Source organism: Lysinibacillus agricola (assembly GCF_016638705.1).
GTDB lineage: Bacteria > Bacillota > Bacilli > Bacillales_A > Planococcaceae > Lysinibacillus > Lysinibacillus agricola.
In genome coordinates this window covers 1,329,796-1,355,251 of record NZ_CP067341.1, presented here as the reverse complement: position 1 = coordinate 1,355,251, position 25,456 = coordinate 1,329,796, and the positions used below count along the sequence as shown (strand labels likewise).

The 25,456-nt window shown below is 39.0% G+C and carries 21 protein-coding genes and 2 pseudogenes; all 23 read right to left on the bottom strand.

What is annotated here, in order from left to right:
* Positions 1-5 precede the first annotated feature (5 nt).
* The 23 genes and pseudogenes from pnp to pyrH all read right to left on the bottom strand — a co-directional run bounded on the left by pnp (position 6) and on the right by pyrH (position 25,315).
* Positions 6-2,120 (bottom strand): polyribonucleotide nucleotidyltransferase, encoded by a 2,115-nt coding sequence (gene pnp / locus FJQ98_RS06380; RefSeq protein ID WP_053594251.1) that lies wholly within the window; start codon positions 2,118-2,120, stop codon positions 6-8.
* Between the two features lie 287 nt (positions 2,121-2,407).
* The gene (gene rpsO / locus FJQ98_RS06375) at positions 2,408-2,677 is read right to left on the bottom strand and encodes a 30S ribosomal protein S15 (protein ID WP_053483257.1); all 270 of its coding nucleotides are present in this window, start codon (positions 2,675-2,677) and stop codon (positions 2,408-2,410) included.
* Between the two features lie 175 nt (positions 2,678-2,852).
* Positions 2,853-3,014 carry a hypothetical protein gene (locus FJQ98_RS06370; protein WP_158003004.1) on the bottom strand — a complete coding sequence of 54 codons (162 nt, stop codon included), beginning with the start codon at positions 3,012-3,014 and terminating at the stop codon, positions 2,853-2,855.
* Between the two features lie 155 nt (positions 3,015-3,169).
* The gene (ribF, locus tag FJQ98_RS06365) at positions 3,170-4,126 is read right to left on the bottom strand and encodes a riboflavin biosynthesis protein RibF (protein ID WP_053594250.1); all 957 of its coding nucleotides are present in this window, start codon (positions 4,124-4,126) and stop codon (positions 3,170-3,172) included.
* 13 nt (positions 4,127-4,139) lie between these two features.
* Positions 4,140-5,051, bottom strand: coding sequence for a tRNA pseudouridine(55) synthase TruB (gene truB, locus FJQ98_RS06360; RefSeq protein ID WP_053594249.1), 912 nt, complete (start codon positions 5,049-5,051; stop codon positions 4,140-4,142).
* 286 nt (positions 5,052-5,337) lie between these two features.
* Entirely contained in the window at positions 5,338-5,679 is a 342-nt protein-coding gene (rbfA, locus tag FJQ98_RS06355; RefSeq protein ID WP_053594248.1) for a 30S ribosome-binding factor RbfA, read from the bottom strand.
* 102 nt (positions 5,680-5,781) lie between these two features.
* A complete protein-coding gene (locus FJQ98_RS06350) occupies positions 5,782-6,060 on the bottom strand; it encodes a DUF503 domain-containing protein (protein WP_053594247.1) in 279 nt (92 codons plus the stop codon).
* The gene (gene infB / locus FJQ98_RS06345) at positions 6,060-8,330 is read right to left on the bottom strand and encodes a translation initiation factor IF-2 (RefSeq protein WP_053594246.1); all 2,271 of its coding nucleotides are present in this window, start codon (positions 8,328-8,330) and stop codon (positions 6,060-6,062) included. Before infB ends, FJQ98_RS06350 begins: the two co-directional genes overlap by 1 nt.
* A 14-nt stretch (positions 8,331-8,344) precedes the next feature.
* The gene (locus FJQ98_RS06340; protein WP_053594245.1) at positions 8,345-8,653 is read right to left on the bottom strand and encodes a YlxQ family RNA-binding protein; all 309 of its coding nucleotides are present in this window, start codon (positions 8,651-8,653) and stop codon (positions 8,345-8,347) included.
* The gene (gene rnpM / locus FJQ98_RS06335; RefSeq protein WP_053594244.1) at positions 8,650-8,928 is read right to left on the bottom strand and encodes an RNase P modulator RnpM; all 279 of its coding nucleotides are present in this window, start codon (positions 8,926-8,928) and stop codon (positions 8,650-8,652) included. Before rnpM ends, FJQ98_RS06340 begins: the two co-directional genes overlap by 4 nt.
* A gap of 181 nt (positions 8,929-9,109) precedes the next feature.
* The gene (nusA, locus tag FJQ98_RS06330; RefSeq protein WP_053594243.1) at positions 9,110-10,249 is read right to left on the bottom strand and encodes a transcription termination factor NusA; all 1,140 of its coding nucleotides are present in this window, start codon (positions 10,247-10,249) and stop codon (positions 9,110-9,112) included.
* 24 nt (positions 10,250-10,273) lie between these two features.
* Positions 10,274-10,750 (bottom strand): ribosome maturation factor RimP, encoded by a 477-nt coding sequence (gene rimP, locus FJQ98_RS06325; RefSeq protein ID WP_053594242.1) that lies wholly within the window; start codon positions 10,748-10,750, stop codon positions 10,274-10,276.
* 446 nt (positions 10,751-11,196) lie between these two features.
* Positions 11,197-12,600: pseudogene (locus tag FJQ98_RS06320) on the bottom strand (PolC-type DNA polymerase III); the annotation flags it as partial.
* A gap of 315 nt (positions 12,601-12,915) precedes the next feature.
* Positions 12,916-13,197: a hypothetical protein gene (locus FJQ98_RS06315; RefSeq protein ID WP_143114710.1), complete on the bottom strand. Its 282-nt coding sequence runs from the start codon at positions 13,195-13,197 to the stop codon at positions 12,916-12,918.
* 186 nt (positions 13,198-13,383) lie between these two features.
* Entirely contained in the window at positions 13,384-13,548 is a 165-nt protein-coding gene (locus FJQ98_RS06310) for a hypothetical protein (protein ID WP_158003001.1), read from the bottom strand.
* A 726-nt stretch (positions 13,549-14,274) separates the two neighbouring features.
* A pseudogene (locus FJQ98_RS06305) lies at positions 14,275-17,202 on the bottom strand (PolC-type DNA polymerase III); the annotation flags it as partial.
* A 244-nt stretch (positions 17,203-17,446) separates the two neighbouring features.
* Positions 17,447-19,153 carry a proline--tRNA ligase gene (locus FJQ98_RS06300; protein ID WP_053594241.1) on the bottom strand — a complete coding sequence of 569 codons (1,707 nt, stop codon included), beginning with the start codon at positions 19,151-19,153 and terminating at the stop codon, positions 17,447-17,449.
* A 144-nt stretch (positions 19,154-19,297) separates the two neighbouring features.
* Positions 19,298-20,560 carry an RIP metalloprotease RseP gene (gene rseP / locus FJQ98_RS06295; protein WP_053594240.1) on the bottom strand — a complete coding sequence of 421 codons (1,263 nt, stop codon included), beginning with the start codon at positions 20,558-20,560 and terminating at the stop codon, positions 19,298-19,300.
* Positions 20,561-20,603: 43 nt separating this feature from the next.
* Positions 20,604-21,749, bottom strand: coding sequence for a 1-deoxy-D-xylulose-5-phosphate reductoisomerase (dxr, locus tag FJQ98_RS06290; protein WP_053594239.1), 1,146 nt, complete (start codon positions 21,747-21,749; stop codon positions 20,604-20,606).
* Between the two features lie 90 nt (positions 21,750-21,839).
* On the bottom strand, positions 21,840-22,637 hold the full coding sequence (locus tag FJQ98_RS06285) for a phosphatidate cytidylyltransferase (RefSeq protein WP_053594238.1): 798 nt from the start codon (positions 22,635-22,637) through the stop codon (positions 21,840-21,842).
* The gene (uppS, locus tag FJQ98_RS06280) at positions 22,634-23,428 is read right to left on the bottom strand and encodes an undecaprenyl pyrophosphate synthase (protein ID WP_053594237.1); all 795 of its coding nucleotides are present in this window, start codon (positions 23,426-23,428) and stop codon (positions 22,634-22,636) included. Before uppS ends, FJQ98_RS06285 begins: the two co-directional genes overlap by 4 nt.
* A gap of 604 nt (positions 23,429-24,032) precedes the next feature.
* Positions 24,033-24,590 carry a ribosome recycling factor gene (frr, locus tag FJQ98_RS06275; protein WP_053594236.1) on the bottom strand — a complete coding sequence of 186 codons (558 nt, stop codon included), beginning with the start codon at positions 24,588-24,590 and terminating at the stop codon, positions 24,033-24,035.
* Positions 24,590-25,315: a UMP kinase gene (gene pyrH / locus FJQ98_RS06270; RefSeq protein WP_053594235.1), complete on the bottom strand. Its 726-nt coding sequence runs from the start codon at positions 25,313-25,315 to the stop codon at positions 24,590-24,592. The genes frr and pyrH overlap by 1 nt, the downstream gene beginning before the upstream one ends.
* Between the last annotated feature and the right edge of the window lie 141 nt (positions 25,316-25,456).

The window sequence follows — 25,456 nt, the reverse complement described above, 5'->3', positions numbered from 1 at the left end:
ATTTATTATTTATCTTGCTCAGCGCGTTCTTTTTCCTCTTGGATAACAACTTTACGAGATAAATTCACACGACCTTGCTTGTCAATTTCAATAACTTTTACAAGTAATTGATCGCCAAGTTTCAATACATCTTCAACTTGTTTTGTACGTTCCTCTTGAATTTCAGAGATGTGAAGTAAGCCATCTTTACCAGGGAATATTTCACAGAACGCACCAAATTTTTCAATACGTTTAACTGTTGATAAGTAATACTCGCCAACTTTTGCTTCACGTACGATGTCTTCGATAATTTGTTTTGCACGAGCGTTCATTTCTTCATCTGCAGAAGAGATGTAAATTGTACCATCTTGCTCCGTATCAATTTTTACGCCAGTTTCTTCAATAATTTTGTTAATTTGTTTACCACCAGGTCCGATGACATCGCGAATTTTATCAGGATTAATCTTCACGATCACAATTTTCGGTGCAAATTGAGATAATTTTTCACGTGGGTCTGCAAGAGTAGCAAGCATTGATTCTAAAATGTGCATACGCCCAATTTTAGCTTGCGTTAATGCTTCCTCTAGAATATTACGTGATAAACCATCAATTTTAATGTCCATTTGAAGTGCTGTTACACCCTTAGCTGTACCAGCAACTTTAAAGTCCATATCTCCAAGGTGGTCTTCCATACCTTGAATATCCGTTAAAATAGAGTAATGCTCTCCCTTTTTAATAAGACCCATTGCAATACCTGCTACAGGTGCCTTTAATGGAACACCAGCATCCATCATCGCTAACGTTGAAGCACAGATAGAAGCTTGAGATGTAGAACCGTTTGATTCAAGTACTTCCGATACACAACGGATTGTATATGGGAATACAGATTCATCTGGAATAACCGCATCAAGAGCACGCTCTCCTAATGCACCATGCCCGATTTCACGACGACCTGGTCCACGAATTGGGCCAGTTTCCCCTACAGAGAATTGAGGGAAGTTATAGTGATGCATAAAGCGTTTTGATTCTTCTACGCCTAAACCGTCGATAATTTGTACATCCCCTAGTGCACCTAATGTACAAATAGAAAGGGCTTGTGTTTGTCCACGCGTAAATAATGCTGAACCGTGTGTACGTTGCAATATGCCTGTTTCAGAAGAAAGTGGACGGATTTCGTCTAACTTACGACCATCTGGACGTACTTTATCTTCTGTAATCTGACGACGTACTTCGTCTTTAACCATTTTATCTAGCATTGTATAAACTTGCTTCATTGTTACATCATCAGCTTCTTGCTCTTCATAAGAAGCAATAACACGGTCTTTTACCGCTTTAATAGCCTCATCACGTGCATGTTTTTCAGCAGTTTGAATAGCATCATGCATGTCAGTCTCACAAGCTGCTTTTATATCTGCTTGAATCGCTTCATCAATTTCAAATAATGTTATAGATAATTTTTCTTTTCCTACTTCTGCAACGATTTGCTCTTGGAAAGCAATAATTTTTTGGATTTCTTCATGACCGAACATAATGGCTTCTAGCATTATTTCCTCTGGTACTTCTAGTGCACCTGCTTCAACCATGTTGATAGCATCCTTGTTACCTGCTACAGATAAATGGACTGTTGATTGATTAGATTGTTCCACTGTTGGGTTCACGATAAATTTACCGTCGATATAGCCAACTTGTACACCTGCAATCGGTCCGTCGAATGGAATATCTGAAATAGCTAACGCTATTGATGAACCAAGCATTGCAGCCATTTCAGACGTGCAATCCGGATCGTTAGACATGACCATCGAAATCACTTGTACTTCATTACGGAAACCGTCTGGGAACATCGGACGAATCGGACGGTCGATTAAACGGCTTGCTAGTATTGCTTTTTCAGATGGACGTCCTTCACGTTTAATAAAGCCACCAGGAATTTTACCTGCTGCGTATAAACGTTCTTCGTAGTTTACTGTTAATGGGAAGAAATCAAGTGGTTTCGGTGATTTTGACATTGTTGCTGTTGAAAGTACAGATGTATCACCATAGCGTACTAAAACGGCCCCATTTGCTTGTTTTGCTAACTGTCCGACTTCGATTACAAGCGGACGGCCAGCCCATTCATAGGAATAGACTTTCTTTTCGTTCATTCAATGAACCCCTCTCTATTATAAAAACACTTACTTCGTCTGTATGTACTAATAGTAAGTGTACCAAAAATGCTTGTTCTATGCTAAATATTTCATTAAATAATCATACATTTAAATTCAGTTATTGCCAATTTATTTAGGATTTATTTCTGTATTTGATTGAAACAAAGTTTTTTTGCTTGAATTTCGTGTCATATATGCTTTTTTCGCAATAGTAAAGTTAATGTCTTCTTAATGTTTATAAACATAAAGAAAAAGCGGGATTAATCCCGCTTTTAGATCGACAATTAGCGACGTAAGCCTAAACGAGTGATTAGTTCACGGTAACGTTGTACGTCAGTTTCACGAAGATATTTTAATAGGTGACGACGACGACCTACCATTTTAAGAAGACCACGCTCAGAGTGGAAATCTTTTTTGTGTGTACGTAAGTGAGCGTTTAGAGCGTTAATTTCCTCTGTTAATACTGCAACTTGTACTTCTGGTGAACCAGTATCACTTTCGTGAGTACGGTACTCAGCAATAATTTCGTTTTTACGTTCTTTTGAAATAGCCATTTGTATGGACCTCCTAAATAATTGTTAATCCCCACTAGCACAGTAAACGTTGGAGTCATCGATATACCGAGCTAAGGTTTAGCATATTATGCACTTATGAATGTTACCATAAATCAAAAGGTCAAGCAAGCGTTAACGTAAGCCTATTCAAATGCTAACGCATATTTAATTTGCATTAACCCGATAAAATATGGTTCATCACCATAAAGTGGGGTTGATTTCCGTTCCAGCTGGGCGCTTTGTTGCTGCCGCTACGCTTTCGCACAGATAAAACATTTGCCGCTGACGCTTCGCTTTCGCGCAGAGCTTCCTGGGGGCGTCCGATGAGCCGCTTCACTCGCGTTGCTCGCTCCAGGGTCTCGGGCCAACACGATGTTGGTCACGAAGGCGTTATCACAGGACGTGATGCTTTTAGCCTTCGTTCCTCTATCGCTGATCCCCAAGGAGTCGCCCAGCCATAACGAAGATCAACTTATATTCATGGTATACGTTTTAACTTTCGGTAATAAGTGTAAAATACTCAATTGCTTCCTGTTTATCTTTTTCGATTTGTGCTTTCAATGCTTCAATACCATCGAATTTTCGTTCACTTCTTATACGTTTATACCAAGCGACATGTACTTCTTCACCGTAAATATTTTTTTCGAAGTTTAATATATGGACTTCGATGGATAATTGCTTGTCATTTGGATCTTTAAATGTGGGTTTATAGCCTACATTACATACACCATCATACCAGTTATTTTGTACAAGTAATCGTACCGCATACACACCGCTTGCTGGGATATAAGTCCCCTCTAACGCTTGGACATTAGCAGTTGGGAAACCGATTGTGCGTCCTCGCTTATCACCATGTACAACGATACCCGTAATTTCAAATGGTCGTCCTAGGAGCAATCTTGCTGCTTCCATATCTCCCTCTTGCAAAAGCTTACGGATACGTGTAGAGCTAATTTTTTCGATATCGTCGATTTTCTTTTCAACAACTGTTACGCCGTAATCTCCATTACTCAATGCACGCATATCTTCCATTTTACCTTTACCGAATGCACCAAAAGAATAATCAAAGCCAGCTGTAACATGTTGAATGTTCAACCCACGAATAAATGTATCAATAAATGCATCAGGTGAAAGCTTTGCAAAATCAGATGTGAAGTGTACAACAAATGCTGTATCAACACCCTGTTCTTCAAAAAGCTGCAATTTTTGCTGTAATAACGTTATATAAAATACTTTTTCGTTACGTCCGCCAAGCACTAAAGAAGGATGTGGATCGAATGTCATAACAGCCGTTGGAATTTGACGCTTGTCTCCTTCTTCCTTCGCTGCCTTAATAACTGCCTGATGCCCTCTATGTACACCATCAAAAAAGCCAAGTGCCAATGAATATGGCTGCATGCTTTCTCGTTGCTGTAGTTGGTGTGGGTATTTTAAATGAATGACCTCCATACAAAAAATCCTCCTACTCTATCGTCGGAAACATCTTATGTGGCTTCATAAACCCTTCCTTTGTAGGATGGGCATGATAGACCGCAAATGCTTTCCCACTGATTCCAAAAACAATTTTATCATGTATCTTTAATAATGCATCTGCGGGAAGCACTTGTCCATTGAAAATTTCTTTTTCATTAGCAGTGGTTATCTCAATATATGGATAATCTGTTAATGCATACTCAACTGGTAAAATACATGTATCGATTTGTTCAGCTTCCATTAGCTCAGCAACTTGTGCCAATGTAAAGCAATTTTCTTGCGTAAAGGTGCCTGAGGCTGTGCGTACGAGCTCTTTCATATGTGCAGGATAGCCAAGCGCCTGTCCAATTTGCACAGCTAGTGTTCGAATATACGTCCCTTTACCACACGCTATACGTACAGGAAATGTAATTTCTTGTCCTTCGTATATTTCTACATCATCTAATAGCTCTAGTGCATAAATAGTAACTTGACGTGTAGGTCTTTCGATGATCTCGCCTTTTCGGGCATATTCATAGAGACGTTTACCATTTACTTTGACAGCTGAAAACATCGGTGGTGTTTGATTAATAACACCTGTTAGCGAGGCTAAAACTTCTTGCAATTGAGTACGTGTAAATTTTTTAATCGTACTATCTTGTTCAACTGTTTCTCCCTCTGCATCCTCAGTTGTCGTTGTACGCCCAATTGATATCATGGCTTCATACGTCTTTCCTGCATCTGTTAAATATTCTGCGATGCGTGTTGCTTGACCAATACAAATGGGAAGGACTCCCTCGACACCTGGATCAAGTGTCCCTGTATGTCCAACTTTTTTGGTACGTAAAATTTTTCGCAATTTAAAGACGCAATCATGACTCGTCATGCCACGTTCCTTCCAAAGCGGTAAAATACCGTTCATAAATATCCTCCTAAAATCAAGGTTCATCACCATAATTCGGGGTTGATTTCCGTTATGACTAGGTGCTTTTCTGGGGTCGTTCGAGCCCACATAGCATGCATTTTAGCAATTATCATTCCAATTGGTGATGAACCAAAATTAATTCGTTTTTCACATATTTGACATTATCCAAATTCGTATATTTTTCGTCGCCGTTTTGCTCAGACAAAATCTTTTGTGGTGTATTCTATGAATGTAAAAAGTCTGCCTGCATGAACATGCATTTGGCAGACTTTTTATGTTAGCTTTATTCTTCGTGTAAACCACGTAGCAATGAATCAATACGGTTCCCATATTCAATCGATGAATCAAATTCAAAAATTAATTCTGGTGTACGACGTAAACGGATTCGTGAACCGATTTCTGAGCGAATGAAACCAGAAGCTTTTAATAAAGCTTTTAGTGTTTCCTCTCGTTCACGTTCATTGCCTAGAGTTGTAATATAAATTGTCGCTTGCTGTAAATCACCTGTTACCTCAACACCAGTAACAGTAACGAAACCAACACGCGGGTCTTTTATTTTACGGCTAAGAATATCACCGAGCTCTTTTTTCATTTGCTCAGCGACACGGTTTGAGCGTAGAGACATAGTTTGTCACCTCAATTTCGATGTACAGATAGTTGTGTCCTCACTTGCACATATCTACAAGCAAGGTATGACAAATCATACAACACAACAATCTAATGTTACTTATAGATAGTCTCGCCAAACATTTAACTGTTCCCAAGCCGGATTTGACTGTAAGTAATGGAGCGCATGATTAATTTCACGCTCGGCTGCTTCTTTTGAAGAAGAAACAGCAACAAGCGCTAACTTCGTGCGCTGCCATACATTTTGATGGTCAATTTCCGCAATGGATACATTAAATTTTTGTTTAGTGCGAGTAATCATACGCTGTAGAACAGCACGTTTTTCCTTCAACGAATGGGCAGTTTGAATAATGAATTCAACCTCTGCGTAAACAATCATTAAGCACGTTTAACTTCTTCCATAATATAGGCTTCGATAATGTCGCCTTCTTTAATATCGTTGAAGTTTGTAATTGTAATACCACATTCGTAACCTCTAGCAACTTCTTTTACTTCATCTTTAAAACGTTTAAGTGTATCTAATTCACCTTCAAAAATTACTACATTATCGCGGATTACACGTACGCCAGAATCACGAGTTACTTTACCTTCTGTTACGTACGAACCAGCAATTGTACCAACTTTTGATACTTTAATTGTTTGTCGAACTTCTGCTTGACCAATAATTTTTTCTTCGAATTCTGGATCAAGCATACCTTTCATTGCTTGTTCAATTTCCTCAATTACTTTATAGATAATGCGGTGTAGACGAATATCTACGCCCTCTTCTTCTGCTGCACGTTTTGCATTGACATCTGGACGAACGTTGAAGCCGATAACAATTGCATTTGAAGCCGCAGCAAGAGAAATATCTGATTCTGTAATCGCTCCAGCGCCAGTGTGAATAATTTTCACGTTTACGCCTTCAACATCAATTTTCATTAATGATGCAGCCATAGCTTCTACAGTACCTTGAACGTCAGCCTTAACAATTAAGTTAAGCTCCTTCATTTCGCCTTGACTCATTTGTTCGAATAAGTTATCAAGCGTTACGCGTTGTTTTTCTGAACGTTGTGCTTGAATCGCTGTCATTGCACGAGTTTCTCCAACTTGGCGTGCTGTTTTTTCGTCTTCAAAGACAACGAAACGGTCACCAGCTTGTGGTACATCATTTAAGCCTGTGATTTCTACTGGCGTTGATGGTCCAGCTTCCTTCACACGACGGCCTTTGTCATTCACCATAGCACGTACTCGCCCATAAGCATGGCCGACAACAATTGGGTCCCCAACTTTTAATGTTCCATCTTGTACTAAAAGCGTTGCAACAGAGCCTCGACCTTTATCTAGCTGTGCTTCAATTACTGAACCAAGTGCTAAGCGATTAGGGTTCGCTTTTAATTCTCCAACTTCAGCGATAAGTAAAATCATTTCTAATAATGTGTCAATGCCTTCACCTTTTAATGCAGAAATTGGTACGAAAATAGTTTCGCCGCCCCAAGCTTCTGGAACTAGGCCATGCTCCGTTAACTCTTGCATCACACGGTCTGGATTAGCTGAAGGTTTATCCATTTTATTGACTGCAACGATAATTGGTACTTCTGCTGCTTTTGCGTGGTTAATCGCTTCAACTGTTTGTGGCATAACACCATCATCCGCAGCAACCACTAAAATCGTTAAGTCTGTTATTTTCGCACCGCGCGCACGCATCGTTGTAAAAGCAGCGTGTCCTGGTGTATCAAGGAACGTAATTTTTTTGTCGCCTTCAGTTACTTGATAAGCACCGATATGCTGAGTAATACCTCCAGCTTCAACAGCTGTAACTTTTGTATTGCGAATAGAGTCTAATAATGTAGTTTTACCATGGTCAACGTGCCCCATAATTGTCACTACAGGAGGACGTTCTGATAAGTCCTCTTCGTTAATTTCTTCTGTTTGTTCGAAGTGTGTTTCTAAATCCGTAATATCTACACGAATTTCCTCTTCAACTTCTACACCATAGTCTGTGCAAATTAATTCAATTGCATCCTTATCTAATTCTTGGTTAATTGTTGCCATTACACCAAGCATAAATAATTTTTTAATAATTTCTGATGGTTCACGGTGTAATTTTTTAGCTAATTCTGCTACAGAAAGTGATTCAACAAAAGTAATTTTTTCTGGTAATTCCTTTTGTTTCACTGGTAGACTTGGTTGATGTGTTTTTGGATGGCGACGTTTTCCGCCATGAATTCCTGGTTTTGGACGTTGGTTGTAACCTCTGCGATTATTATTATTATTATTATTATTATTATTTTGTGTCATATTTCGATTTTGATTACCTTTTATATTCTTAGATTTTTCGTTAGACGAATTTGAGTTTTGATGCGTTTGTTGCTGATTATTGACTTTTGGTTTAGAAGTAGTAGATTGCTGCTTTTGCCCTTCTTGCTTTTTCACCGATTGCTGTGGTTTTTGTTGACCATTAGCTTGTGGTTTTTGCGATACGTTTTGAGTAGGTTTCTTCACTTCTTTTGTAGCTTTAAATGATTGATTTAACTTTGCCACTATATCTTTTTCTAACATTGACATATGGTTTGTTACACTCACATTTAATTTACTTAGTGCTTCAATAACCTCTTTACTCGTTTTATTCACTTGTTTCGCATATTCATGAACTCTGATTTTGGTCATCTGCTCACCCCCGATTATTTTTCGTTGAGTAGACTAGACAATTTGCTTGCAAAACCTTTATCGGTAATAGCTAAAGCCACTCGGGCCTCCTTACCTGTAGCATGTCCTAGATCATAACGATCACCAATTACATGATACTCAACGTTGTAGTACGTGCATTTATCTTGAATTTTTTTGCTAGAGTTTTTAGAAGCATCGTTTGCAAGCAGTACTAGCTTTGCATTACCATTGCGGACTTCCTTTACTACTAACTCTTCTCCTGAAATAATTTTACGGGCTCTCGCCGCTATTCCAAGCAAGTTAAACACTGCTTGATTGATCATATAATAGACTCCCTACGAATCAGCAAAATAAGTTCATCGTAGATTTCTTCAGGGATTTTTACATCAAGTTGGTGCCCTAAAACATTTTTCTTTCGGGCGATTTCAATCGCCTTCTCCGATTTAGAGACATAAGCACCACGTCCGGGTTTTTTTCCGGAAATATCAACACTTACCTCGCCCTCTTTTGAACGAACAACACGAATCATTTCTTTCTTTGGTAGCATTTCTCCTGTAGCTACACATTTTCGAAGAGGTACTTTTTTATTAATAGCCATAAGAATCACCTTTCCTCTCTGAAGCATGTCGTAAGAGGTGGACTAGCCATGCACTACATTGGCCATTAACTTGGATTTAAATTAAATTCCATTTTCCATTGTAGGACTCTGCCACTATTCAGTCGACGCAGCCCAACGCCCACTGAATAATGGCAGCTAACTAGTCACACGGCTTTCTTACTTATTCTTCGTCGTCTTGATATAAGTCAACTGCTACATCATCAAAATCACTTTCTTCATCCTCAGCAGGAATGAAAGTGCTTGTAGCAGATGGATAAATACCTAACTCACGAGCATCTGTTTCACTCTTAATATCAATTTTCCAGCCTGTTAGCTTTGCAGCTAAACGTGCATTTTGACCACGTTTACCAATTGCTAATGATAATTGATAGTCAGGTACGACAACCGTTGTAGATTTTTCTTCTTCATTTACTTGAACATCTAAAACCTTTGATGGGCTAAGAGCATTTGCTACAAATACAACTGGATCTTCTGACCATTCAACGATATCGATTTTTTCACCGTTTAATTCGTTAACAATTGTTTGAACACGCGCGCCTTTTGCACCTACACATGAACCTACTGGATCTACCTCTTCGTTATGTGCATAAACAGAGATTTTAGAACGATCTCCTGCTTCACGAGCAATCGATTTAATTTCTACAATACCTTCATAGATTTCAGGTACTTCCATTTCAAATAAGCGGCGTAATAAACCAGGATGTGTACGTGAAACAATGACTTGAGGCCCACGTGTAGTACGTTCAACCTTTGTAATATAGACCTTGATACGATCATGTGGATGATATGTTTCACCTTGAATTTGTTCGTTTTGTGGTAATGCAGCCTCTACTTTTCCTAGACCTACATATATATTACGAGCATCTAGACGCTCAACTACACCAGTCACGATATCATCTTCACGGTCCACATATTGCTCGTAAATTAGACCGCGTTCTGCCTCGCGTACACGTTGTGTAACTACTTGTTTCGCTGTCTGTGCGGCAATACGACCAAAGTTTCGAGGTGTCACCTCTTGCTCAACCACATCCTCCATCTGGTATGCAGGGTTAATAGCCTTTGCATCTTCTATAGAAATTTGTAAACGATCATCCTCTACTTCTTCTACAACATCTTTACGTGAAAAGACACGAATTGAGCCCTTATCTAAATTTAAGTCCACACGAACATTTTGTGCTTGATTGAAGTTGCGTTTGTAAGCTGTAACTAATGCCGCTTCAATTGCTTCAATTAACACATCTCTTGAAATTCCTTTTTGTTCTTCTAGCGCATTTAGCGCATCTAACAAATCACTACTCATTCTGTTTTCACTCCTAAATATGCATTATGCTGAAAAATCGATGGCTAATCGTGCCAATGCGATTTTTTCTTGTTCAATTGTTACTGTAATTTTGCGGGTTTTGATGAGTACTTCCACCACTAATATATGTTCATCGTACGACGTTAAGTAGCCTTGGAATTCCTTCATGTCCTTGATGGGCTCATAGGTTTTAATATAAATAAATTTGCCAATCGCTTTTTCAAAATCAGCATCCTTTTTTAATGGACGTTCTGCTCCAGGTGAAGAAACTTCTAAATAATAGTTTTGTGTAATTGGATCTTTTTCATCCAACAGCAAACTCAGTCGTTCACTAACTTGAGCACATTGGTCAATGTCAATACTCCCCTCAGGTGTATCCACATAAACACGTAAAAACCAGTTACGTCCTTCTTTTACGAACTCGACATCCACTAACTCAAGATTTAATTCTTCAACAATCGGTTTGGCGAGCTCTTCAATTAAAGATGGTACTTTGCTCATTGTTTCCTCCTGTATCTATCAAATTCTGGCGTAATAAAACAGAAATTCCACCAGTAGCTTTGGTGAAATTTAACGGTCTTACCTGCTGTTAGTCAAAAATTTGTTTTGCTACGGTATAACAACAGAAAAGAGCGGGAAGGACCCACTCTTTTGCTGGAAAAATATCAACAAATTATTACAGTAAGGATAGCATAGTTTACAGCACAATGCAAATTTCCTTATTCTAGATATCTATTAGGAATAGCCATAATTGTGTCTGGAATTTGAAATTTGTGCTTAATTTAGGTCCATCACCATAACGTGGGGGGATTTCCGTTCCGGCTAACTTATATACATGGTATACATTTTAACAAATGTCACCCTCAACTTTATAAGCCTTAATTTGAGCATAATGCTTATAAGTTATTCGTTATTGATGATGATGCCTTCAGACTAACCTTCTTATTTTAGAAAAGTGATAACTGATTAGCATCAGGCATTCCCTCTAAACAGCCCAATTGATCCATGTATTCTATTAATGTCTTGGAGACACGACCGCGTTGCTGTAAATCTTCCTTCGATAAAAATTCCCCGTTCTCACGTGCTGCCACAATTGTTTTCGCAACGTTCGTACCAAGTCCAGGAATCGCATCGAATGGTGGAATTAAAGAGTTCCCATCAATTACAAATTCACTAGCCTGCGAACGATATAAGTCCACCTTTTGGAAGCTCATACCGCGCTCACACATTTCAAGTGCTAGTTCCATCACAGTTAATAGGTTTTTTTCTTTTGTTGAAGCATCTAAGCCTTTTATATTGATCTCATCAATTTTTGCACGAATCATTTGCGAGCCTTGTACCATCGCAATTAAATCAAAATCATCTGCGCGCACTGTGAAATACGCTGCATAGTAAAGTATCGGGAAGTGTACCTTAAACCAAGCGATACGAACTGCCATTAAAACGTAAGCAGCAGCGTGGGCTTTCGGGAACATATATTTTATCTTTTTACATGATTCAATATACCAGCCTGGCACCTTATTCGCTAGCATCTCTGCTTCAAACTCTTCAGATAATCCTTTCCCCTTACGCACGGACTCCATAATTTTAAACGCCAGTGACGGTTCTAACCCTTGGTAAATTAAATACACCATGATATCGTCACGACAGCCAATTACTTCTTTCAGTACACATGTACCATTTTGAATTAATTCTTGTGCATTACCAAGCCACACGTCCGTTCCATGTGAAAGTCCTGAAATTTGCACAAGCTCCGAGAATGTTGATGGCTTTGTATCTTCAAGCATTTGGCGCACAAAGCGAGTACCAAATTCAGGAATCCCAAGTGTTCCCGTCTTACAGCCAATTTGTTTTTCTGTTACGCCTAAAGATTCTGGAGAACTAAAGATTTTCATAACGACTGGATCATCTGTTGGAATGGTTTTTGGATCTATTCCTGATAAATCCTGCAACATCCGAATCACAGTCGGATCATCGTGCCCGAGAATATCGAGCTTTAAAATATTATCGTGAATGGAATGGAAATCAAAGTGCGTTGTACGCCATTCTGCATCTTGTGCATCCGCAGGAAATTGCACTGGTGAGAAGTCGTAAATATCCATATAGTCCGGTACTACGATAATTCCTCCTGGATGCTGTCCTGATGTACGTTTTACGCCTGTACAACCTTGCACTAACCGATCTACCTCAGCACCGCGGAAGTGTAGGTTGTTATCATTAGCATAGCCCTTTACGTAGCCATACGCTGTTTTCTCTGCAACTGTACCGATTGTCCCGGCACGATATACATAATCTTCACCGAATAGTACCTTCGTATAGTTATGAGCTTGTGGTTGATATTCACCAGAAAAGTATGACGATAGGTAAACATTTGATATTATCTCCAGCTCTTCCCCCGTCCCACACCGTACGTGACCCTTTCGGCGTCATACGGCGTTCCATCGTTAACTTTGTTGAAATTTATAAACTAAGCTTTGGATTTCCTACTTCCGTTCTTAGTTCGTTTATTTTATTTATTGCTTTCTTTTCGAATCGAGCTTTGAACAGACACATGTTTTAAATCTTTGAATTAAGGACCTGTAAATTCAGGCTTTCTCTGTCCTCGTATATCATGTCGAATTGCTTCAATAGGATATACCAGCAATTCATTACTTTTAAATGACTCATCACCATAACGTGTGGTTGATTTCCGTTCCAGCTGGGCGCTTTGTTGCTGCCGCTACGCTTTCGCACAGATAAAACATTTGCCGCTGACGCTTCGCTTTCGCGCAGATAAAACATTTGCCGCTGACGCTTCGCTTTCGCGCAGATAAAACATTTGTAGCTGCCGCTTTGCTTTCGCTATAGAAAACATTTGTAGCTGCCGCTTTGCTTTCGCACAGAGCAAAGCTTCCTGGGGGCGTCCGATGAGCCGCTTGGGCCAACAGATGTTTTTTGCGCGAAAGCATAGTGCTAACGTAGCGGCAGCAGAGGGTTTTGTTTGTGCGAAAGCGCAGCGACAGCAACAGCACCGATGTTGGTCACGAAGGCGTTATCACAGGACGTGATGTTTTTAGCCTTCGTTCCTCTATCGCTGATCCCCAAGGAGTCGCCCAGTCGTAACGAAGATCAACTTATATTACAAGGCATATGTTTTAACAAATGTCATTCACAAATTTTGGTGATGTGCCTTTTAAATCTTCACTTGTGATATCTGTAAAGTACCAACCCTTTTCGCTTTCTTTAAAAAGGTTATCAAATGACTCTTGTAAACCAAAATATTCGTTATTTCTTAACTTTTGAATCATTAAGTCAGCCAACTAATCACTTCCTTTACGAAGTTTTCGTTCTCTTTAGTCATACACGAATCTGACTTATTGTAGGTTTTGTTTCAACGTTAACGACTTGTGCCCTTCCCTCTGAAATGTTTTTCCCTCCGACTTATTGGTTATTCAGTCATCAACAGCATTTCTTCGTCAGTACTACGGCACTACTGCCACTCCTTTAAAGTATGTTATAGCCATTTTGCCTTTCCATACACCGTCGTCATTGAAGTGCAATCTTCTCTTACGTTAGGAGTTTCACACGTTCCACTATTTCTATCTGTACATAATTCCCTTAGGTTCCCTCTAAATTCCGCTAGGCTGGATTGTGCCTGTAACACAATATGGATTTTCATAACCTAACACTTACTCATCCACACCTAGAAGTCCTAACTGGACCCTGCAGCATTTCTACTACGTGACATTCACGAAAAGTCAGTCGAGGGTTCGTCTCGATTATTCTACCGCTTCTAACCATAGGAATTTTATAGACGCCAGACCTATCATTCACAAGAGATTTCTATCCCTCTTTCCACAGCTGACTGTTTGGGTGAACTTCAGCCTACTTTAACGAGCTTCAAACGTTTTTGGTGTTTGCAATACCGTCCACGCTTGTCGTAGCTTCAGCGAGTGTGTTTCAAGGCGTTACTCTCTCATTCCACACTTCGAAATAGCAGTTCTACCAATGAAGGTGGTTAACCTTTTCAGTTAACAACGTGTCGCACTCAAATCGATATCAGGTACCTTATCTCCTTTAAATCCAAGGAACGTTTCGAATGGAATATCTTGTCCATCCTTTTTATACGGTGTTCCACATTCCGTACAATCTTTATTTGGTAAGTCAAAACCTGAGCTTACTGAACCATCATTAAAAAACTCGGAATGCTTACAATTTGGACAAATATAATGAGGTGGAAGTGGATTTACCTCAGTAATCTCCATAAAAGTTGCCACTAATGAAGATCCAACAGAACCACGAGAACCTACTAAATAACCGTCCGCTAATGATTTTTTAACAAGCTTCGCAGAAATTAAATAAATTACTCCAAAACCATGGCCTAAAATTGACTTTAATTCTTTTTCAATTCGAGCCTTGACGATTTCTGGTAGCTCTTCTCCGTATATATGATGAGCCATTTCATAGGTTAAATTTGTGACCTCATCATCTGAGCCTTCAATTTTCGGTGTGTATAAATCATCTTTAATTGGTTTAACATCACCAATCATATCTGCGACTTTTTGAGAGTTGGTGACAACTACCTCTTTTGCAAGATCCGGTCCTAAAAAATCAAATTCCTTAAGCATTTCATCAGTCGTTCTAAAATGAACCTCAGGTAGCTTTGATCTATTTAATATATTGGCACCACCTTGTGAACCAACTAGTATTTGTCTGAACATCCCGTCTGTTGGATCTAAATAATGCACATTACCGGTTGCTACAACTGGTTTATCGATCTTCTTCCCTAGCTTTACTAACTTGCGAATAATATCTTCAAGTGTCCATTCATCACGTACGACATTGCGCTCAATTAATGGTGCATACACTGCCTTAGGTTGAACTTCAATATAATCATAAAATCTCGCAATTTTCTCTGCTTCCTCTGGGGATTTATTCATCATGGTCTCAAATAATTCACCATTACTACAGCCTGAGCCGACTAATAATCCTTCTCTATATTGCTCTAGGACCGCCCGTGTTACACGAGGTACACGATAGAAAGTTTTTGTATGGGAATGGGAGACTATTTTAAATAAATTTTTTAGTCCAACATTATCTACCGCTAATATTGTGCAGTGCATTGGTCGTCCCTTTTTATAAGCATCCCCACCACCAACATGCTTATTAAAGTCGTCGTGGTATTTAATATCTAATTCATCTGCATCTTTTAACAGCTGTAAAAGTAAATAACCCGTTGCCTCTGTATCATAAATAGCCCGGTGATGCTGGGTTAATTCAATATTGAATTTTTTACAAAGTGTATTTAAACGATGGTTTTTCATCGTTGGATAAAGCATTCTCGCAAGCTCCAACGTATCAATGACTGGATGAACTGTTTCCTCTAGCCCAAATTTTTTATAGCCTGTGTATAAAAAGCCCATATCAAACGATGCATTATGGGCTACTACTATGCAATCTCCGATAAATGCATGGAACTCTTTAATGACTTGCTCCACTTCTGGCGCGTTACGTACCATATCATCTGTAATGCCTGTCAGTTCAATGGTCGTCGCAGAGAGTGGGTGATGTGGATTGGCAAAGCTTTCGTATTTGTCGATAACATTTCCATCTTTAATTTTCACCGCGGCAAGCTCAATAATAGTATCGTAAGCAGTAGATAGACCTGTCGTCTCTACGTCAAACACGACATAGGTAGTATCAGCTAATAAACGGTTCTCAGGTGCATAAGCAATCGGTACACCATCATCTACTAAATTAGCTTCCAAGCCATAAATAACTTTGATACCATACTTTTTCCCTGCTGCATAAGCATCTGGGAAGGATTGCACAACAGCATGGTCAGTAATAGCCACGGCTGGATGACCCCACTTTGCAGCCTGCGCAACAAGTCTATCAACTGGTGTTACAGCGTCCATTTGACTCATTGGTGTATGCAAATGCAATTCTACCCGCTTTTCTCCCTCTGGAGCCTTGTCCTGTCGTGTTTCTTTTTTGATTTCATTAATATCGTTGGCCATGATGATTAGATCTCGAATGAATGTGTCAGTTTGTACGGAACCGCGGACTTTTACCCACATTCCCTTTTTCAAATATTGCATTAGCTCTGCATCATCATTATCGCGTGAGAACATCTTTACAATGATGGAATCCGTATAGTCGGTAATTTTAATTTGCAATAAAGAACGGCCACTTTTTAGTACTTTGATTTCTGTATCAAATACAAAGCCTTCAACGATAACACGACGTTCTTCCTCAACAATGCGTTTAATTTCCATGGTTTCATCGTCTTTAATTAACATACCCAGCTGGAATGGACGGTCACCCAGGTTGGCAAGGGCTGGATTTTCCTTCTTCTCCTTCTCTCGTTTTTGGAAATCTTGTATCGCTTGCTGAGCTAAAACTGCCTCCTCTAAGCGCCTCTGTTCCATGAAAGCTTCCTGTGCCGCAATCATTTCTTCCGTTTTATCTTGAAGCACGAAATCTATCACAATGTGTGGAAAGCCGAATTGACCATAACTTTCGGAAAGCTTTTCTGCATACTTTGTTTTCAGCATCATAAATTCCATTTCTTGCATGCAAGATAAAGTAATTTTTTGCCCATTCCACATAGGCGTTTGTGATACTAGGCAATTTTTTAAAGTTGGCGCCATTTCATCTATTTGCTCTACTACAGTTAACCAATATCCTTGAACAAGTTCCTCTGTCACATCTTTTTCTACCGTCTCAAAAGTTGTATGGATTTGAGCGATAGCTGAAAATTTTTCGGTCAAACGAGTACGAAAAAGTTGGTATAGCTGAAAAGGAAGTATACCTCGTAATTTAATGTTAAAATGCCATAGCCTGTTCTTTTTGTGTACGGTTAGCCGTGATAATTCACCTTCTTCAAAAAAGGACATATACACGTCATCTGTTAACTCTAGTTGCTGCAAGAGCATTTGAAACCTCGTTCTTGCTTCTTGTTGCTGTTCCAATCTATTGACACCTACTTTCAGAAAGAGGCAATGTTAAAAGCCCCTTGTTTTATTTCCTCATCAATGTTTACGATTAAAATTCGAAAAAAATCCGCTCCCTTTCCCCGGGTGGTCTACAAGCTTCACAGATTCTAAACATCTATGAATTCATAACTTGGCTCGCTGTCCCCGAGGAGTGGTGCGAATTTTCTTGTCTATTTGATGCTATTTACATCCTTTTCGGGACAAATCGTTTTAAAGGAAATTAGTTTTTGCGGAAAAATTCATTTAAGCGATCAATGACCTCTTCTTTTTTCCATTCGAACGTTTCACCTGTTTGACGGAATTTCACTTCAACAATACCTTCAGTTGCTTTTTTACCTACTGTTACACGGACAGGTAATCCAATTAAATCAGCATCTGCAAATTTAACACCGGCGCGCTCAGCACGATCATCTAATAGCACGTCGTAACGGTAAGATTTCAATAAGCCATACAGCTCATCAGCTAAGGCTACTTGTGTTTCATCCTTTGTATTAACAGGTACAACATGGATATCATAAGGAGCTAATTGCGTTGGCCAAGTGAAACCATTGTCATCTTGGAAATGCTCAGCAACAGCAGCTAAAATACGTGATACACCAATACCATAGCAGCCCATAATAAATGGCTGTGCCTTACCTTGCTCGTCTAAGAATGTACCGTTCATTTTTGCAGAGTAAGTTATTCCTAATTTGAAAATATGACCAACCTCGATACCTTCAGCAAATTTGATAATACCTTGTCCGTCTGGAGATGGATCACCCTCTTGAATAAAACGAATATCTAAATATTCATTTACTGCAAAATCACGCTCAGGATTTACATTTACTAAGTGGAATCCATCCTCGTTTGCACCAGCGACACCATTGCGAATAGATTTAATCGCATTGTCAGCTACTACTTTTACGTCTACTGGTAATTTAACAGGACCGATTGAGCCAATGCCACAGCCTAATAAATCACGGATCGCTGCTTCACTAGCAAGTTCAACAGAACCAGCATCAAGCGCATTTTTCAGTTTAATATCATTAATTTCGTGATCTCCACGAGCAAGTACAACGACTAATTCACCGTCAACATCAAAGACTAATGATTTAATGACATTTGAAGGCTCAACATTTAAGAAAGCTGATACTTCTTCGATTGTTTTTTGGTCTGGTGTTGCCAATTTTTCAAGCTCTTTTAATGCTGCATCTGATGGTTGATAGTCTACAAGAACTTCTGCCATTTCGGTGTTCGCAGCATAATCAGACGTGTCAGAATATGCAATTGTATCTTCCCCAATTTCAGAAAGCACCATAAATTCATGAGTACCCTTCCCACCAATTGAGCCTGCATCTGCAATAACTGCACGATAGTTTAGACCAAGACGAGAGAAAATATTTGAATAGGCACGATACATATCATCATATGTTTCATCTAAGCTTTCACGCGATGCATGGAAAGAATATGCATCTTTCATAATAAACTCTCTGCCTCGTAGTAAACCAAAGCGAGGACGTTTTTCATCACGGAATTTAGTTTGAATTTGATAAAGTGTTAACGGTAATTTTTTATATGATTTAATTTCATCACGTACTAAAGTTGTAATCACTTCTTCATGTGTTGGTCCTAATGCAAAATCACGATCATGACGGTCCTTCAAACGCATTAATTCTGGGCCGTATTTTTCCCAACGGCCGGATTCCTGCCAAAGTTCCGCAGATTGTAATGAAGGCATTAAAAGCTCAACCGAATTGATTGCTTCCATTTCTTCACGAATAATATTTTCTATTTTTGTTAACACACGTTTCGCAAGCGGTAAATACGAGTATACCCCACTTGTATTTTGACGAATAAACCCTGCACGTAGTAATTGCTTATGTGATTTTACTTCTGCATCAGCAGGTACTTCACGTAGCGTTGGGATAAATGTTTTACTTTGCTTCATTCAGTGTTCCACCTTTTTTAATAGATAAGTTTTTATACTCTAATTAGCATAAACAAATTTAGCTTTGAACGCAATGTTTCAAAAAAATTGCGCTCAAAGCTATGTTTTCAATCAGTTTCACTTGGAAAATTTAACTAAATTTAGTTAAAAGAAAAATCTTTGTATATCGTTCCATGTAACTACGACCATTAGTATCATCAATAGTACGATACCTACAAAATGCACAAGCCCCTCTTTTTGACGATCAATTGGTTTGCCTCTTACTGCTTCGAAGCCGAAGAATAATAGGCGACCACCGTCAAGTGCTGGAAGCGGTAGTAAGTTCATAATTCCAAGGTTAATACTTAACATCGCAGCCCAATTCATGAGATTTATGAATCCATATTGAGCTACCTGCTCTGTCGCTTTATAAATACCTACTGGACCTGAAAGAGCATCTATAGTGAATTTACCGGTAATTAACATACCAAGTAATTCAAAGATTCGAACAGTCATACTATAGGTTTCTTGAGCGCCATAAACAACAGCCTTTAATGGATTAAATTCACGTGGGCTCTCATACTTAACCCCTATTTGACCATATTTTTCGCCATCTTGTTTTATTTCTTTTACCGTCATATTTAAGTTAACTTGCTGACCATTTCGTTCAACTGTAACAGTTATATCTTCACCTGGGTGATCTTGTACAATAGCAGCTAAATCTTGCCATTTTTCAACTACTTGTCCATCAATGCCAACTACTCTATCACCTGCAAGCATTCCTGCCTGTGCAGCTGGATCATTTTCTACTACCTCTGTTATGATTGGCTCATAGGTAGGTACACCATGGAATAACCCAATCAGCAAATAAATAACAAATGCTAAAATAAAATTAAACAATGGGCCTGCAAAGATTGTCATGGCGCGTTGACCGACTGTTTTAGCGTTAAATTGACGATCATACGGTGCAATTAACGTTTCTCTACCGTTTTCCACGAGAATACAATCTCTTGCAACATTATAACGAATTAATTTTTCTTCTTCATCATAACCTTCCACAAACAATTCTTTTTCTAAATCAGCATGTTCAATTTCTAAAAATAATAAATCTGGTAATTGCTTATTATTTTGATTAAAGATAATTTTCTTGACAACATTATCTTCATCTACAATAAGCCCTACTCGGTAGCCCGGCTGTAATTCGGTGCCATCCATGTCCTCACCAGCCATACGAACGTAACCACCTATTGGTAATAAACGTATCGTATAGATTGTTTCACCATGTGTTTTCCCATAAATTTTCGGTCCCATACCAATGGCGAATTCACGAACCATAATTCCTGCGCGTTTCGCAAACAGGAAGTGACCAAGTTCATGGAAGAATACGAGCATGCCAAATATTAAAATAAATGCAATGGCTGTTTGCATAATACCCCACCTTTAAAGTGAATAGTTAATGATATCTCTCTCGTTATTTTACCATGTCTAACACTGTTTTTCTTGTTTCACTGTCTACCTGTAAAATTGTTTGTAAATCCGGCACTAATATATTGTTATGCGCCTGCATTACACGCTCAATCGTTTCGTCAATTTCAAGGAATGTTATGTTGCCCTGTAAAAATGCCGCAACTGCCGCTTCATTCGCTGCATTCATTGCTGTTAAGATTGTACCACCTGTACGTCCAGCCTCGTATGCTAGACGCAATGCTGGATAACGTTCAAAATCCATTTCTTTAAAATGTAACTGACCAATTTGTGCTAAATTAAGTCGTTGTCCGTTATGCAGCGGCATACGATCTGGATAGCTTAATGCATATTGGATAGGTACACGCATGTCCGGTGTACCGAGCTGTGCAATGACACTAGTATCATGATACTCAACTAGGGAGTGAATAATACTTTCTCTATGCAAAAGTACATCAATTTTATCATAAGGCATATCAAATAAGACATGTGCTTCAATGACTTCTAGTCCTTTATTCATCATTGTAGCTGAATCTATCGTAATTTTCGCACCCATTGACCAGTTCGGATGATTTAGTGCATCTGCAACCGTTACATGCTTCAATTCCTCACGTGTTTTGTCACGGAAGCTACCACCAGAAGCTGTAATGATTAAACGTTCAATATTTTTTGGATTTTCACCATTCATCGATTGGAAGATTGCAGAATGCTCACTATCAACCGGTAAAATTGTTGCATTGTATTTCTTTGCCTCTGCCATCACTAAATGCCCAGCGGTTACGAGTGTTTCCTTATTGGCAATAGCAATTGTTTTACCCATGCGAATTGCGGCTAATGTCGATTCTAGTCCGACACTTCCAAGAACAGCGTTGACAAGCACCGTAGAATCAGGATGTGTAGCAACCTCTACAAGCCCTTTCGCACCAAACGTAAAATGAACTTGCGGATACTCTTTAGCGAGCGTAAGTGCATCTTCTTCTAATTGAACAGATACAAGCTCAGGCGTCAAAGTTTCGATCATTTCACGAGTTTTTTCGATGTTTTTCCCTGAAGAAAACGCCACTAAATGAAAGGCATCGCGTTGTTCTTTTAAAATATCATAGGTTTGCCAACCGATTGAACCAGTTGCACCAAGTAAACTTATTTTTTTCACGACAAATTGTCCCCTTTTTCTATCTAAGCAAATGATATAGCACGATTATTCAACCACTCTAATTAGAGGAAATACTACTACAGTTCCTAGCTACCAAAAAGTATGAAAAAAATGTAGTAAAGGCACGACGAATAAAAGACTATCAAAGCGGTCTAATATACCGCCATGCCCAGGTAAAATATTTCCTGAATCCTTTACGTCAAAATGACGCTTTATAGCAGATTCCACTAGATCACCCATTTGGCCAATAATTGACGCAAAGATTGTGATGAAAATAAGTGAGACATAACCCTTTGCAAATGGATAAATTGCTTGCATCGCGACAGCAAAAATTACTGCAATGACAATTCCCCCCACAAAACCTTCCACGGTTTTCTTCGGTGAGATTTCAGGCCATAGCTTATTTTTGCCAAGTTTTCTTCCGACAAAATATGCACCTGAGTCAGTTGTCCAAACTACAAGCAAACAATATACGACAAACTCTAGACCGTAATATCGTGTTTCGATTAAATAATGGAAGCCTAACCCGACATAAAACGCTCCTAATAAAATAAAAGCAACTTCATCAAATGTAATTTTATTTTTTACAAGGACTACGTATATGAGCAATAGCATCATTAGACCATACACAACCATTAAATCGGAGGAATAGCCAATTGCATCTACTACCTTACTTGACCAGTCCTTTGGTATAACAAGCAGTATTAATGTTAGTAGCCCTAAAAAACCAGGCACTGAAAAAAGTGAAATACCTTTCATTTTTAGTATTTCATAAAAGCCGACAACAGCCATTGCAAGCACAAGTAGTGTAAATGGCACTTTTCCATAAATAACGAATGGAATAAATAGCGCTGCTGCAACTATTGCTGTGATAATTCGTTGTTTCAAGTTGTTTCTTCTCCCTTCAACCCACCGTAGCGGCGATTACGTTTCTGGTAGTTTTCCACCGCTTCCAGTAAGTTTTCCTCACTAAAATCTGGCCACAATGTATCTGTAAACCAAAATTCTGTATAGGCGAGCTGCCATAACATAAAGTTACTTAATCGTACTTCACCACTTGTACGAATTAATAGATCTGGCTCTGGCAGATGGGCCGTCATTAAATGAGATGTCAAGCATTCTTCTGTTAAATCTTGCATCGTTAATTGACCGTCCTGCACCTTTTGAAGCATTGCTTTCATGGCACCAACCATTTCTGAACGACTTCCATAATTCAGGGCAAAGTTCAAAATTAACCCTGTATTATGCTTCGTCTCTTCCATCGCCTCATACAATGCTTTTTGTGTATGTGCAGGCAATAAAGATGGATCTCCAATCATTTCAACACGTACATTACGTTCCATCATTTCAGGTAAAAAGGAACCTAAAAATTCAACAGGTAGACGCATTAGAAAATCGACCTCTGGTTTTGGTCGCTTCCAATTTTCTGTAGAGAACGCATACACCGTTAAAACTTTAATACCTAGATCTGATGCAAATCTAGTTACCTTTCGTACCGTCTTCATACCTTCATGGTGACCAGCAACACGTGGCATGGCACGTTTCTTCGCCCAACGTCCATTTCCGTCCATAATAATCGCTACATGGGCAGGAATCGGCTCGTTTTTAGCAAGGGCAACACGTTCCTCCAATGATAGTGTATCCATTTTTATTTGTTTACCTAATAGCTTTTTAAACATGCTAACTCCCCCACTACAACTAATCGGACGTATACTAACCTATCATAACAAAAAAAAGCGCTTTTTGTCTTTTTTTTCCCTCTAAATTGACTATGTATGGACTAGCTCATTTTAGAACTACACACATTTTAGACTTTTCACCATAACGTGGGGTTGATTTTCGTTCCGACTGGCGCTTTCCTGGGGCGTCCGATGAGCCGCTTCACTTGCGCTCCAGGGTCTCGGGCCAACAGATGTTTTTTGCGCGAAAGCGCAGCGGCAGCAGAGGGTTTTGTTTGTGCGAAAGCGCAGCGACAGCACCGATGTTGGTCACGAAGGCGTTATCACAGGACGTGATGGTCTTAGCCTTCGTTCCTCTATTGCTAATCCCCAAGGAGTCGCCCAGCCTCCACTGCAATCAACTTATCCACGAGACATATGTTTTAACTTATTTCATCCCCAACTTTTGGTGATGAAATAAGTTAAACAATTACAGGTTTGAATGTATGAAGCTTCACTAGATTTTTCACATAATAACTTAACAGTAAAGAGAAAAGACGTCCTGATATATAGGACGCCTCCATCTCATCAAAAAGTTCCATCATAGACATACAAAGCGAGTTGCTTACACATCTAGAATTTCTTTTTCTTTTTCTTTCGTTACTTGATCTACTTTAACAATGAATTCATCCGTTAATTTTTGAATATCTTCACCGTAGCCACGTAGACCATCTTCTGTGATTTCGCCAGCTTTTTCAAGTTTTTTCAGATCATCATTAGCATCGCGACGAACATTACGTACAGCGATTTTTGCATCCTCTGCTTCTTTTTTCACTTGCTTCACAAGATCTTTACGACGCTCTTCTGTTAAAGCCGGGATCATTAAACGAATAACAGATCCATCATTTGTTGGTGTAATACCAATATCTGATTTCATAATCGCTTTTTCGATTTCACCTAAGATTGTTTTATCGTAAGGTGTAATAACTAATAAACGCGCTTCTGGTACCGAAACACCTCCAAGCTGATTAATCGGTGTTGGTGCACCATAATAATCAACCGTAATACGATCTAATAGAGAAGCATTTGCACGACCTGCACGGATTGAAGCTAGTTCACGTGAAAAAGCGGCAATTGTTTTGTTCATTTTTTCTTTAGCTTGTTCTAAAACTTGTTTAGCCATTATACATTCCTCCTAACAACTGTTCCAATTTTCTCGCCTTGTACGGCACGTTTAATATTACCTGGTTCCGTAATTGAGAAGACAATTAACGGAATATCGTTATCCATACATAAAGTAGAAGCTGTTGAATCCATTACTTGTAAGCCCTGTTGAATAACGTCTAAGTAAGTGAGTGTATCATATTTAACGGCAGTTGCATCTACTTTCGGATCTGCAGAATAAACACCATCTACATTATTTTTCGCCATTAAAATCGCATCTGCGTCGATTTCAGCCGCTCGTAACGCAGCTGTAGTATCAGTAGAGAAGAATGGGTTACCTGTACCTGCTGCAAAAATTACTACACGTTTTTTCTCTAGATGACGAACTGCTTTACGGCGAATATATGGCTCTGCTACTTGTGTCATCACAATTGAAGATTGTACACGTGTTTCAATTCCTAATTTTTCAAGGGCATCTTGTAAAGCTAAGGAGTTCATAACCGTTGCTAGCATTCCCATATAGTCGGCTGCTGCACGATCCATCCCCATTTCACTACCGATTTTTCCGCGCCATATATTACCGCCACCTACAACAACAGCAACTTCTACATCAAGATCTACTACTTCTTTTACTTCTTCTGCAACAGACTTGATTATTTTTGGTGATAAACCGAAGCCCGCTTCTCCAGCTAACGCTTCACCACTTAATTTTATAACTACTCGTTTATATTGTGGCACACTCATTGTAAACCTCCGTCAGACTTTATTTAAAACAACTCTATTCCCTTTTCCATTATAGTATAAATAACAATAATTGCTAGTTATGAATAAGGCAAAATAGAAAATTATATGGCTCATTACACCATAAAGTTGGTTGATTTCCGT

Bases quoted from the DNA above. Each gene is read 5' to 3' on its own strand.
- FJQ98_RS06340 (WP_053594245.1), bottom strand. From the start codon at position 8,653: ATGATCAATCAAGCAGTGTTTAACTTGCTTGGAATAGCGGCGAGAGCC.
- rseP (WP_053594240.1), bottom strand. From the start codon at position 20,560: ATGCAAACAGCCATTGCATTTATTTTAATATTTGGCATGCTCGTATTC.
- nusA (WP_053594243.1), bottom strand. From the start codon at position 10,249: ATGAGTAGTGATTTGTTAGATGCGCTAAATGCGCTAGAAGAACAAAAA.
- rnpM (WP_053594244.1), bottom strand. From the start codon at position 8,928: ATGGCTATTAATAAAAAAGTACCTCTTCGAAAATGTGTAGCTACAGGA.
- infB (WP_053594246.1), bottom strand. From the start codon at position 8,330: ATGACCAAAATCAGAGTTCATGAATATGCGAAACAAGTGAATAAAACG.
- rpsO (WP_053483257.1), bottom strand. From the start codon at position 2,677: ATGGCTATTTCAAAAGAACGTAAAAACGAAATTATTGCTGAGTACCGT.
- ribF (WP_053594250.1), bottom strand. From the start codon at position 4,126: ATGGAGGTCATTCATTTAAAATACCCACACCAACTACAGCAACGAGAA.
- pyrH (WP_053594235.1), bottom strand. From the start codon at position 25,315: ATGAGTGTGCCACAATATAAACGAGTAGTTATAAAATTAAGTGGTGAA.
- FJQ98_RS06350 (WP_053594247.1), bottom strand. From the start codon at position 6,060: ATGATTGTTTACGCAGAGGTTGAATTCATTATTCAAACTGCCCATTCG.
- rimP (WP_053594242.1), bottom strand. From the start codon at position 10,750: ATGAGCAAAGTACCATCTTTAATTGAAGAGCTCGCCAAACCGATTGTT.
- pnp (WP_053594251.1), bottom strand. From the start codon at position 2,120: ATGAACGAAAAGAAAGTCTATTCCTATGAATGGGCTGGCCGTCCGCTT.
- truB (WP_053594249.1), bottom strand. From the start codon at position 5,051: ATGAACGGTATTTTACCGCTTTGGAAGGAACGTGGCATGACGAGTCAT.
- FJQ98_RS06300 (WP_053594241.1), bottom strand. From the start codon at position 19,153: ATGAAGCAAAGTAAAACATTTATCCCAACGCTACGTGAAGTACCTGCT.
- frr (WP_053594236.1), bottom strand. From the start codon at position 24,590: ATGGCTAAACAAGTTTTAGAACAAGCTAAAGAAAAAATGAACAAAACA.
- rbfA (WP_053594248.1), bottom strand. From the start codon at position 5,679: ATGTCTCTACGCTCAAACCGTGTCGCTGAGCAAATGAAAAAAGAGCTC.
- FJQ98_RS06315 (WP_143114710.1), bottom strand. From the start codon at position 13,197: ATGCTTTCGCGCAAAAAACATCTGTTGGCCCAAGCGGCTCATCGGACG.
- uppS (WP_053594237.1), bottom strand. From the start codon at position 23,428: ATGTTTAAAAAGCTATTAGGTAAACAAATAAAAATGGATACACTATCA.